The organism is Kitasatospora sp. NPDC030952 (assembly GCF_055571335.1).
The window spans coordinates 68,725-77,685 of the sequence record NZ_JBVIFM010000029.1; the positions used below are offsets into that span (position 1 = coordinate 68,725).

At 73.7% G+C, this 8,961-nt stretch carries 13 protein-coding genes; 8 read left to right on the plus strand and 5 right to left on the minus strand.

Annotation, left to right across the window (positions count from 1 at the left end; genetic code table 11):
• Positions 1-8 precede the first annotated feature (8 nt).
• From ACZ47G_RS34640 to ACZ47G_RS34650, 3 genes are all read left to right on the plus strand, one after another.
• Positions 9-242, plus strand: a complete 234-nt coding sequence (locus tag ACZ47G_RS34640) for a hypothetical protein (protein ID WP_465749643.1) — start codon at positions 9-11, stop codon at positions 240-242.
• 245 nt (positions 243-487) lie between these two features.
• The gene (locus tag ACZ47G_RS34645; protein WP_465749645.1) at positions 488-922 is read left to right on the plus strand and encodes a hypothetical protein; all 435 of its coding nucleotides are present in this window, start codon (positions 488-490) and stop codon (positions 920-922) included.
• A gap of 179 nt (positions 923-1,101) precedes the next feature.
• Complete coding sequence (locus ACZ47G_RS34650; RefSeq protein ID WP_465749647.1) at positions 1,102-1,410, plus strand: hypothetical protein; 309 nt, start codon at positions 1,102-1,104, stop codon at positions 1,408-1,410.
• Positions 1,411-1,533: 123 nt separating this feature from the next.
• Here ACZ47G_RS34650 and ACZ47G_RS34655 read toward each other — a convergent pair whose 3' ends face one another.
• Complete coding sequence (locus ACZ47G_RS34655) at positions 1,534-1,968, minus strand: SRPBCC family protein (RefSeq protein ID WP_465749649.1); 435 nt, start codon at positions 1,966-1,968, stop codon at positions 1,534-1,536.
• Between the two features lie 96 nt (positions 1,969-2,064).
• The gene (locus tag ACZ47G_RS34660) at positions 2,065-2,700 is read right to left on the minus strand and encodes a hypothetical protein (protein WP_465749651.1); all 636 of its coding nucleotides are present in this window, start codon (positions 2,698-2,700) and stop codon (positions 2,065-2,067) included.
• A 62-nt stretch (positions 2,701-2,762) separates the two neighbouring features.
• Between ACZ47G_RS34660 and ACZ47G_RS34665 the strand changes: the two genes are divergently transcribed.
• The 3 genes from ACZ47G_RS34665 to ACZ47G_RS34675 all read left to right on the plus strand — a co-directional run bounded on the left by ACZ47G_RS34665 (position 2,763) and on the right by ACZ47G_RS34675 (position 3,890).
• The gene (locus ACZ47G_RS34665; protein WP_465749653.1) at positions 2,763-3,401 is read left to right on the plus strand and encodes a formylglycine-generating enzyme family protein; all 639 of its coding nucleotides are present in this window, start codon (positions 2,763-2,765) and stop codon (positions 3,399-3,401) included.
• A gap of 64 nt (positions 3,402-3,465) precedes the next feature.
• On the plus strand, positions 3,466-3,726 hold the full coding sequence (locus ACZ47G_RS34670; RefSeq protein WP_465749655.1) for a GNAT family N-acetyltransferase: 261 nt from the start codon (positions 3,466-3,468) through the stop codon (positions 3,724-3,726).
• Entirely contained in the window at positions 3,726-3,890 is a 165-nt protein-coding gene (locus tag ACZ47G_RS34675; RefSeq protein WP_465749657.1) for a GNAT family N-acetyltransferase, read from the plus strand. Before ACZ47G_RS34670 ends, ACZ47G_RS34675 begins: the two co-directional genes overlap by 1 nt.
• 3 nt (positions 3,891-3,893) lie before the next feature.
• Here the strand turns inward: ACZ47G_RS34675 and ACZ47G_RS34680 are convergent, their stop codons facing one another.
• The gene (locus ACZ47G_RS34680; protein WP_465749659.1) at positions 3,894-4,841 is read right to left on the minus strand and encodes a phosphotransferase family protein; all 948 of its coding nucleotides are present in this window, start codon (positions 4,839-4,841) and stop codon (positions 3,894-3,896) included.
• 44 nt (positions 4,842-4,885) lie between these two features.
• Positions 4,886-5,440: a redox-sensitive transcriptional activator SoxR gene (soxR, locus tag ACZ47G_RS34685; protein ID WP_465749661.1), complete on the minus strand. Its 555-nt coding sequence runs from the start codon at positions 5,438-5,440 to the stop codon at positions 4,886-4,888.
• Positions 5,441-5,496: 56 nt separating this feature from the next.
• Here soxR and ACZ47G_RS34690 point away from each other — a divergent pair, with 56 nt between their 5' ends.
• Positions 5,497-6,222, plus strand: coding sequence for a thiamine pyrophosphate-dependent enzyme (locus ACZ47G_RS34690; RefSeq protein WP_465749663.1), 726 nt, complete (start codon positions 5,497-5,499; stop codon positions 6,220-6,222).
• A gap of 42 nt (positions 6,223-6,264) precedes the next feature.
• Positions 6,265-7,158: a transketolase family protein gene (locus ACZ47G_RS34695; protein ID WP_465749665.1), complete on the plus strand. Its 894-nt coding sequence runs from the start codon at positions 6,265-6,267 to the stop codon at positions 7,156-7,158.
• Between the two features lie 67 nt (positions 7,159-7,225).
• Here ACZ47G_RS34695 and treZ read toward each other — a convergent pair whose 3' ends face one another.
• A complete protein-coding gene (gene treZ / locus ACZ47G_RS34700; protein ID WP_465749667.1) occupies positions 7,226-8,959 on the minus strand; it encodes a malto-oligosyltrehalose trehalohydrolase in 1,734 nt (577 codons plus the stop codon).
• Positions 8,960-8,961: the final 2 nt, after the last annotated feature.

The following is an 8,961-nucleotide window of genomic DNA, read 5'->3' on the forward strand; positions in this document are numbered from 1 at the left end:
CTGGCGTCATGCCGTCGGCCGTCCGTGCCCTCAGCCGGGAATCCCTCGCCACCATCTGGGCGTTGTGCTGCTTCCGGCCGACGCCCTGGTCGCAGCGCGAGCGCCTCGATCGCGTCCTCGCCGGCCCCTGTGCCGAGCGTGACGTCGTCCGTCACCTCGCCGGGCGGCCCGTCCTCGTCCTGCCCATCGGTGAGCACGAGCTGCGCATCGCCTGGGCCGCGGCCGCCGGGGAGTCCGCGTGATCGACCGCATCCGGGACTGGTGGTTCCTGCACTGCTCCCGCACTCGCGTTGCCCGCCTCCTCCGCGCCGAACGGCGCCGCGTCGAAGCGGAGTTGGCGCGGTGGCTCCCCGAGGCGTCGGCCGCTGCCCGTCGACGCGTGCTCGCGTCCATCGTGGCGGACGGGTCGGCTCGGTAGCGGCGTCTGCCGCATGCTAGGTTTGAACGTGTTCAAACTGACGTTCGGGGGTCCGTGATCGCAGTGCCCATGAGTGCCCGGTGGCTGGCTGGGCTGGCGGCCGCCGTGTTCGTGCCGTCACTCGTCCTCATCGGGACGGTGCTCGGGTTCGACTGGCCGTACGTCCATTACCTGGTCGGGCTGGTCCCCGCCGGCGCATGCGCCGTGCCGATCTGTCTCCGGCGGCGGGTCCGCTTCCGGGTCGCCTGCGCGGCGGCCGGGTTCACGGTTGCGGCCGTGTGGGTGCCGCTGATCACCCTGGCCCTGGCGGCCGTGGTGGTGTTCGGCGGCTGGGTCTGGTTCCTGACCTGCCTCTCCGTACCGATCGCGGCGATCGCCGCCCTGATCGCCGCCTTCCAGCGGGCCCACGGGCCCGAGTACGGCCGGGTGGCGGCCGCCGTCGGATGGTCGGCGGCGGCCGTCTCGGTGGCCTGTTGGGTTCTGCTCGCCGTTCAGTGGAGCTGACGCCGAGCCCGGGGCGGGGCCGGTCTACCGTCAACACGCTCGACCAGTGGCCAGGCGCCCGTGGATCGAGCTGCAACTGGCGTGCATCGGAACGACAATTGGAGCAGAGGGCCAAGCAGACGCTCGGGTGGTAGCACCCGTCGGATACGGGCGGTGACAAGGCGAACCTGGAGGCAGCCATGGTCAGCTATCGCATGTGGGTGCCGCAGCGGCAGGGACGCTCGGTACTGCACTTCAACGACTCCGAGATCACTTTCCAGTCGGTGGTGCAGGTGGCCGCCAGCGAGGCAAGCGACCTGGGAGCCCCGACGTTCACCGCGCAGAATTGGAGCACCTTCATCGGGGCCGCATCGATCACGGTCGAGAACGTGAGCCCGCGCGACGGTGGCGTCGACTTCGTCGTCAACGTCGACTGGGGATCCCCGCTCAACGTCTCCACGGACATCACAATCCTCGATCCCCCTGCGCAGATCATCGTTGGGAGCTGATCCGGAAGGGTGGGTTGGCAACTGCCCTGCACGAGGCAGGGAGCCGAGCGTGGCTGCGTGAGAAGTCGGGCCCGCCGACTTCTCACGCCTGCCTCGCCGAGTGGTTCGGGAGGCTTCAGAGGCTCAGCCCGCGAAGCGATCCCGTAGGGCGGCCAGGCCGGAGGTGAAGACCCCGTGCACGCGCTCGGTGGAGTCCTTGCGGTGCTCGGCCTCGATGTCGTACCTGACGCTCCACTCCACGAAGCTGGCGCCCAGCTCGGTCACCGGGGTGACCCGGAGGGTGGCCCGGTAGTTGTCGAAGTGGAAGGTGCCGTCGGGGAAGCTGTAGGTGTAGCTGCGGGTCTCGCCGTCGTAGGCGAGCAGCGTCTCGTCCAGCACGACGCCGTCGGGCAGTTCGAAGACCCGCACCGAGCCGATCGCGTTGCCGACGAGCCCGTTGCCGAGCGTGCTCGACGGCAGGTGGGGGTGCCAGTCGCCGAGGGCGTGGAAGTCCCCGACCAGTTCCCAGACCCGCTCGGCCGGGGCCTCCACCACCGTGCTGACCGTGATGACCGCCATCGTCGTCGCCGCCTCTCGTCCGCTGATCCGTCAGGTCGGCACCATCCTGCTGCCGCGGCCGACCCACACACCAGAGGGCGTGCCGGGGCGGCGGGCTCAGTCCGCCAGGACGATCCCGGCGGCGAGGAGCCGCCCCTCCTCGTCCTCGAAGCGCACGGACCCGGCGGCGCGCTCCCCGGTGAGGAATCCGATGGCCCGGGCGCCCGTCGCCCCGTCCGCCGGGTAGGCGAACCAGCCGTCGCGGTAGGCGGGTTCGTCGCCCCCGGCCGGTAGCCGGGCGGCGAACTCGGCGAACTGCGCCTGCTGCCAGCCCAGGTTGTCCTCCCGGGACAGGCCCCGTCGCCGCAGTTCCGGCAGGGCGGCGGCGAGCATCCGCTCCGCCACGGCCTCGGTGGGACCGCCCCAGGTCAGGTACATCATCCCGGCCCCGGGCAGCAGGCCCGCCGAGCCGCCCGCCGGGCGGACGTGCTCCGGGAGGTCGCGGAACAGCACGGTGGCCGCACTCGCCACCGGCCCCTGCTCGGACGGCGAGAAGGTGATGACCACCGGGAACCGCCCGGCGATCGGCTCGTCGATGATCTGCCCCTCGCCCTCGCCGTACGGGACGTCCGTCCACAGCGTGTCGCCGGACCCCTCCGGCACGAGCAGGTCCCCGGCGTAGCGGTGGACCTCGCCCGGCTCCGGCGGGAACAGGCGTCGGACGGCGGCGATCGGGTCGGGTATCTGCACCATGCCGGGTACGGTACCGCTGACAGCCGGGCCGACCGGACGGGCGCCGCGTAGGATCGCCGATCATGGACACCCGCACCGGACTGGTCGCCGTTCCGCCCGGCCTCGTCACGCTCTCCGACCGCCGCACCCGGCGGAGTTGGAGCGTCGAGGTGGAGCCGTTCGAGCTGGCGTCCTGTCCGGTCACCCGCGAGGAGTACGAGGGTGCCGCCGGCGACCGCCGGCCCGCGCACAGCGTCTCCTGGCTGGACGCCGTCCGGTACTGCAACGAACGGTCCCGGCGCGAAGGCCGTACGCCCGCCTACGAGGTGGACGGCGAGGACGTCCGCTGGGACCGCGCCGCCGACGGCTACCGGCTGCCCACCGAGGCCGAGTGGGAGCACGCCTGCCGCGCCGGGACGGATGGTCCGCGCTACGGCCCGCTGGACGAGATCGCCTGGCACCGCGGCAACTCGGACGAGCGCCCGCACGCCGTCGGCGGGCTGCGGCCCAACGGGTACGGGCTGTACGACCTGCTCGGCAACGTGTGGGAGTGGTGCTGGGAGCTCTACGACCCCGAGGTGTACGGCAGTTACCGCGTGCTGCGCGGCGGCGGCTGGTTCGACGAGCACTGGAGCTGCCGCGCCTCCGTCCGCCGCCGCAGCCACCCGACGCTGCGGATCGACGACGTCGGCTTCCGGCTCGCCCGGTCGACGCCAGGCTGAGGAACGGTCAGGCGGTCGGGCACGTTGGCGGCTTCGTGGACCCAGCGAAGCTGGGCGAGTTCCAGTGGTACGGCTGGGGGGCCCTGAGCGGTTCCGGCGCCGGTGGGCCGAGAACGGGCTGCTCGGCGAGGAGCAGTGGATCTTCGCGGTGGCCGCCGAGGGCGAGTTCCTCGGCTTCGTCGCCGCCACCCGCAAGGGCGCCCGGCCGACCGCCCCGTACTGGAGCCTCGGCGCCCAGCTGCTGCCGCGGGCCCGGGGGCGGGGCGTCGGCACCCGGGCCCAACGGCTGCTGGTGGACTACCTGTTCGCGCACACACCCCGGTGATGCGGCTGGAGGCGGACACCGAGGCGGGCAACCTCGCCGAGCAGCGCGTCCTGGAGAAGCTGGGCTTCACCCGCGAGGGCGTCCACCGGGCGATGGCCTTCCGGGGCGGGGAGTGGCGCGACATGGTCTACTACAGCCTGCTGCGCACCGACCCCCGCCCCTAGTCGCTAGCCGACCCCGACCCCGACCCCGACTCCGACTCCGAACCACTCCTCGGCGAGGTCGTCCAGAGTCCGGGCCGATGGCTTCAACTCCCGCAGGTACCACGGCAGATCGCTGTACACATGGAGCAGGGTGTACGCCATCAGCAGCCGCGGCTCGAAGGGGCGGCCGTAGGCGGTGAGCAGCTGTCCGAGCAGGCGGGGGTCGGCGCGGGTGGTGAACAGGCCGACGGCGACCAGGTCGTAGGCAGGGTCCCCGATCATCGCGGGCTCGAAGTCGATCAGGCCGGTGAGCCGCCAGTCGCCGGCCGGGTCGGTGATCAGGTGCTCGCGCATGAACTCGGTGTGCAGCAGGGAGCGTTGTTCGGTGCGGGGGAGCGGGGCGGCGGCGAGGAAGTCCGGGATCTGCTCCGACCAGGCCTCGGGCAGGCCGCGTTCGCGCTGGCGGTCGACGGCGCCGGCCCGCTGCCCGTCGAGGAAGGCGGGCCAGTCGCCGGGGCGGAGCACGTCGGCCAGCGGTTCGGCGTCCAGGGCGTGCAGGGCGGCGAGCGCCTCGCCGCAGTCCCGGGCGATCCGCTCGCGGTCGGCCGGTGGGATGCCCGGCCAGGCGGGGGCGAGGCCCTCGCCGTGCAGACGGGACATCAGGACGTAGCGCCAGCCGTTGACGTACTCGCCCGCCGCCCGGAGTGCCGGGGTGGGGATCGGCAGCGCGCCGTCCAAGAAGCACAGGACGCGTTCCTCGGTGCGGCCGTCCTGCGCGCCGGCCGCCGGGAACAGCTTGAGCACGTGCTCCGTGCCCACCGCGTAGACCGGGACGGACCCCTCCGCGAAGCGCTCCAGCGGCTGCCCGCCGACGCCCAGTCGCGCGCACAGCGCCTCGGCGCCCGGGCGCATCACCGACTCGTCGGGGACGACCGCGTCCCACTGCTCGTCCGTCTCCACCAGGGGCAGCATGCCCGCACGGTAGGCACGCCAACGGTCCGGTGGCAACGGCATTTTCAGTGCCCCGTGGCGCGCCCGGGCCCGCGGCCGCTCGGGAGGTCCGCCGGGACGGGCTCCGGGCCGGTGTCCGGGTCGCGGGTGAGCAGGTAGCGGGCGCCGGGGCCGGCCTGGGCGGCGCGGTCGTCGGCGTTGTAGAGGGCACAGCGGGTGAGCGAGAGGCAGCCGCAGCCGATGCAGCCGCTGAGCTTGGCCTTGAGCCGCTCGAGTTCGGCGATCTGCTCGTCGATCCGGTGCTGCCAGGACGCGGCGACGCCGTCCCACTCGGTGCCGCTGGGGGCGGGGCGCTCGGGCAGCCGGTCGAGGGCGACCCGGGCCTCGTCCAGGGAGAGGCCGACCCGCTGGGCGGCCCGGACGAAGGCGATCCGGCGCAGGGTGCCGCGCGGGTAGCGGCGCTGGCCGCCGGCGGTGCGGGTGGCGTGGATCAGCCCGAGGCTCTCGTAGTAGCGCAGGGCGGAGGCGGCGAGTCCGCTGCGGGCGGCGAGCTGGCCGATGGTGAGGAGGTCGCCGGGGCGCGGGCCGCCGGTGCGGCCGGCGTCGGGTATCGCGGTCATGGGAACTCACTGTAGCCGCTTGACCTCAAGTCGGCTTCAAGTTGCACGATCGACGCATGACGACGCACACCGACATCGAAGCCCCGGCGGAAACCGCAGCTCCGGCCCGCTTCGAGGACCTCCAGCCGCTGATGGCCCTGATGACCGGCGACGAGAAGCACGACGTCGCGGCCACCTCCACCCTGGACGCGCTCTGGGTGCTGTACGACCGGGTGCTGCGGGTCGCCCCGGACACCGCCGAGGCCCAGGACCGCGACCGCTTCCTGCTCTCCAAGGGCCACGGCCCGATGGCCTACTACGCCGTGCTGGCCGCGAAGGGCTTCCTCGACCCGGCCGTGCTGCCGAGCTTCGGCGGCTACGACTCGCCGCTCGGCTACCACCCGGACCGCACCCTGCTGTCCGGCGTGGAGATCTCCTCCGGCTCGCTCGGGCACGGCCTGCCGCTGGCCGTCGGCTCCGCGCTCGGCCTGCGGGCCCAGGGGCTGACCGACCCGGCGGTGTGGGTGCTGGTCGGCGACGCCGAGTTCGACGAGGGCTCCAACCACGAGGCGGTGGCCTTCGCCGGCGCCTACGGGCTGGACCGGCTGCACGCGGTGGTGATCGACAACTCCTCGGCCACCCACGGCTGGCAGGGCGGGATCGCCCAGCGCTTCGCCACCGCGGGCTGGTCGACCGCGACGGTGGACGGCCGCGACCACGAGGCGCTGCACCGCGCCTACACCACCGCGCACCCGGGCCGCCCGCACGTGGTGGTCGCCCGGGTCGAGCCGAAGAACTCCTGAATCACACCCCCCGAGTCAGCGCACACGAAAGGCACTTCACCGATGGACACCATGCGCGAGCGCTTCGTCGACGTCACCTCCCGCCTGCTGGACGAGGACCCCCGGCTGGCCGTGGTGCTCGCCGACATCAGCGCCGCCGCCTTCGAGGCCGCCCACGAGCGCCACCCCGACCGGGTGGTCAACGTCGGCATCCGGGAGCAGCTGCTGGTCGGCGCGGCCGGCGGCCTGGCGCTCAGCGGGATGCGCCCGATCGCCCACACCTTCGCCAGCTTCCTGGTCGAACGGCCCTTCGAGCAGATCAAGTTGAGCCTGGTCCACCAGGGCGTCGGCGCCGTCCTGGTGAGCGCGGGCGGCTCCTACGACAACCCGGCGGCCGGCCGCACCCACATGTCCCCGGGCGACGTCGCCCTGCTGGACACCCTCCCGGACTGGACGGTGCACGTCCCCGGCCACCCGGACGAGGCCGAGCAACTGCTGCGCCACGCCGTCGCCGACGGCGACCGCAACGTGTACGTCCGGCTCTCCAACCACCAGAACACCGCGCCGCTCGCCGTCGAGCCCGGCCGCTTCACCACCGTGCGCACCGGCACGCGCGGCGCGGTGCTGGCCGTCGGCCCGATGCTGGACGCGGTGCTGGCGGCCACCGAGGGCCTGGACGTCACCGTGCTGTACGCGGCGACGGTGCGGCCCTTCGACGCCGCCGGGCTGCGCGCCGCGCTGGGCGACCGGGCGGACGTGGTGCTGGTGGAGCCGTACCTGGCGGGCACCTCGGCGAACGAGGCGCACGCGGCGCTGGCCGACCGCCCGCACCGGCTGCTGGGCCTGGGCGTGCCGCGCGGCGAGCACCGGCAGTACGGCTCGATGGTCGAGCACCTGGCCGCCTACGGCCTGGACGCCGGCTCGCTCAAGGAGCGGATCGGCACCTTCCTCTGGTGAGTCCTCCGGTTCGTCCGGTGAGCGCCCAGACGCCTCCGGTGAGTCCTCATCTTCAGCCCGTGATCCCTCAGGCGACCAGCACCACCGCCACCGAGTCCGCCGCCAGCCACACCGCCGTGCCCTCCAGCGCGGCCGCCCCGAAGGCCGCCACCACCTCCCGCCCGGCGCCCCCCAGCGGCAGCGCCGCTTCGGCCGGGCCGAGGTTGACGGCGACCCGGTACGGCCCCCGGTGCACCACCAGCCGGCCCGCCGCCTCGTCGTACTCGACCCGCACCGCGCCGAGGTCCGGGTCGGCGAGCTCCGGCCGCTCGCGCCGCAGCCGGATCAACGTCCGGTACCAGTCGAGGAGTTCGCGGTGCGGCCCGCGCCGGAGCTCGGTCCAGTCGAGCACCGACCGCAGCAGGGTGGCCGGCTCCTGCGGGTCCGGGACGGCCTCGGCGGCCCAGCCGTGGTCGGCGAACTCCCGCCGCCGGCCCTGCCGGACGGCCTCCGCCAGGGCCGGGTCGGTGTGGTCGGTGAAGTACTGCCAGGGGGTGGCGGCGCCCCACTCCTCGCCCATGAACAGCATCGGGGTGAACGGCGAGGTGAGCACCAGGGCCGCGCCGCAGGCGAGCCGGCCGGGGGGCAGCGAGGTGGAGATCCGGTCGCCGAGCGCCCGGTTGCCGACCTGGTCGTGGGTCTGGAGGTAGCCGAGCAGCCGGTGCCCCTCGCCCGAGCCGAACGGCCGCCCGTGGCTGCGGCCCCGGAATGAGGACCAGCCGCCGTCGTGGAAGAACCCGTGCCGCAGCGCCTTGGCGAGTGCGGCGAGCGGTTGGCGCGCGAAGTCCCCGTAGTAGCCCTGGGATTCGCCGGTGAGCGCGCAGTGCAGGGCGTGGTGGAAGTCGTCGCTCCACTGGGCGGTGAGGCCCAGGCCGCCGGCCTCCCGGGCGGCGGTGGTGCGCGGGCTGTTGAGGTCGGACTCGGCGATCAGGAACAGCGGACGGTTCACCGAGACCGCCAACTTCTCGACCTCGTACGACAGTTCCTCCAGGAAGTGGACGGCCCGGTCGTCCGCGAGGGCGTGCACGGCGTCCAGCCGCAGGCCGTCGATCCGGTAGTCGCGCAGCCAGGCCAGCGCGCTGCCGATCAGGTAGTCGCGCACCTCGTCCGAGCCGGGCGCGTCCAGGTTGACCGCCGAGCCCCACGGGGTGTGGTGCCGGTCGGTGAAGTACGGGCCGTACGCGGGGAGGTAGTTGCCGGACGGGCCGAGGTGGTTGTGCACCACGTCGAGCACCACCCCGAGGCCCTTGCGGTGCGCGGTGTCCACGAAGCGCTTGAGGCCCTCCGGTCCGCCGTAGGGCTCGTGCACGGCCCACAGGGAGACCCCGTCGTAGCCCCAGCCGTGCCGGCCGGGGAACGGGCAGACCGGCATCAGCTCGACGAAGTCCACGCCCAACTCGACCAGGTGGTCCAGCTGTTCGGCGGCCGCGTCGAAGGTGCCGCGCGCGGTGAAGGTGCCGATGTGCAGCTCGTAGAGCACCGAGCCGGGCAGTGCGCGGCCGTGCCAGCCGGTCCGCGACCAGCGGAAGGCGCCGTGGTCCACCGCCCGGCTGGGGCCGTCGGGGCCGTGCGGCTGCCGGGGCGAGCGCGGGTCGGGCAGCGGCGGGCCGCCGTCGAGGCGGAAGGCGTAGTCCCCCTCCGGGGCCTCGCCCGCCCACCAGCCGTCCCGGTCCGGACAGCGGGCCAACTCATGCGCCACGCCGTCGACTTCGACGGCGACCTGGCTGGCGGCGCTCGGCGCCCACACCTCGTAGCGCGACACCC

Coding starts and splice junctions, on each gene's coding strand:
- ACZ47G_RS34640 (WP_465749643.1), top strand. CDS start 9: ATGCCGTCGGCCGTCCGTGCCCTCAGCCGGGAATCCCTCGCCACCATC.
- ACZ47G_RS34645 (WP_465749645.1), top strand. CDS start 488: ATGAGTGCCCGGTGGCTGGCTGGGCTGGCGGCCGCCGTGTTCGTGCCG.
- ACZ47G_RS34650 (WP_465749647.1), top strand. CDS start 1,102: ATGGTCAGCTATCGCATGTGGGTGCCGCAGCGGCAGGGACGCTCGGTA.
- ACZ47G_RS34655 (WP_465749649.1), bottom strand. CDS start 1,968: ATGGCGGTCATCACGGTCAGCACGGTGGTGGAGGCCCCGGCCGAGCGG.
- ACZ47G_RS34660 (WP_465749651.1), bottom strand. CDS start 2,700: ATGGTGCAGATACCCGACCCGATCGCCGCCGTCCGACGCCTGTTCCCG.
- ACZ47G_RS34665 (WP_465749653.1), top strand. CDS start 2,763: ATGGACACCCGCACCGGACTGGTCGCCGTTCCGCCCGGCCTCGTCACG.
- ACZ47G_RS34675 (WP_465749657.1), top strand. CDS start 3,726: ATGCGGCTGGAGGCGGACACCGAGGCGGGCAACCTCGCCGAGCAGCGC.
- ACZ47G_RS34680 (WP_465749659.1), bottom strand. CDS start 4,841: ATGCTGCCCCTGGTGGAGACGGACGAGCAGTGGGACGCGGTCGTCCCC.
- soxR (WP_465749661.1), bottom strand. CDS start 5,440: ATGACCGCGATACCCGACGCCGGCCGCACCGGCGGCCCGCGCCCCGGC.
- ACZ47G_RS34690 (WP_465749663.1), top strand. CDS start 5,497: ATGACGACGCACACCGACATCGAAGCCCCGGCGGAAACCGCAGCTCCG.
- ACZ47G_RS34695 (WP_465749665.1), top strand. CDS start 6,265: ATGGACACCATGCGCGAGCGCTTCGTCGACGTCACCTCCCGCCTGCTG.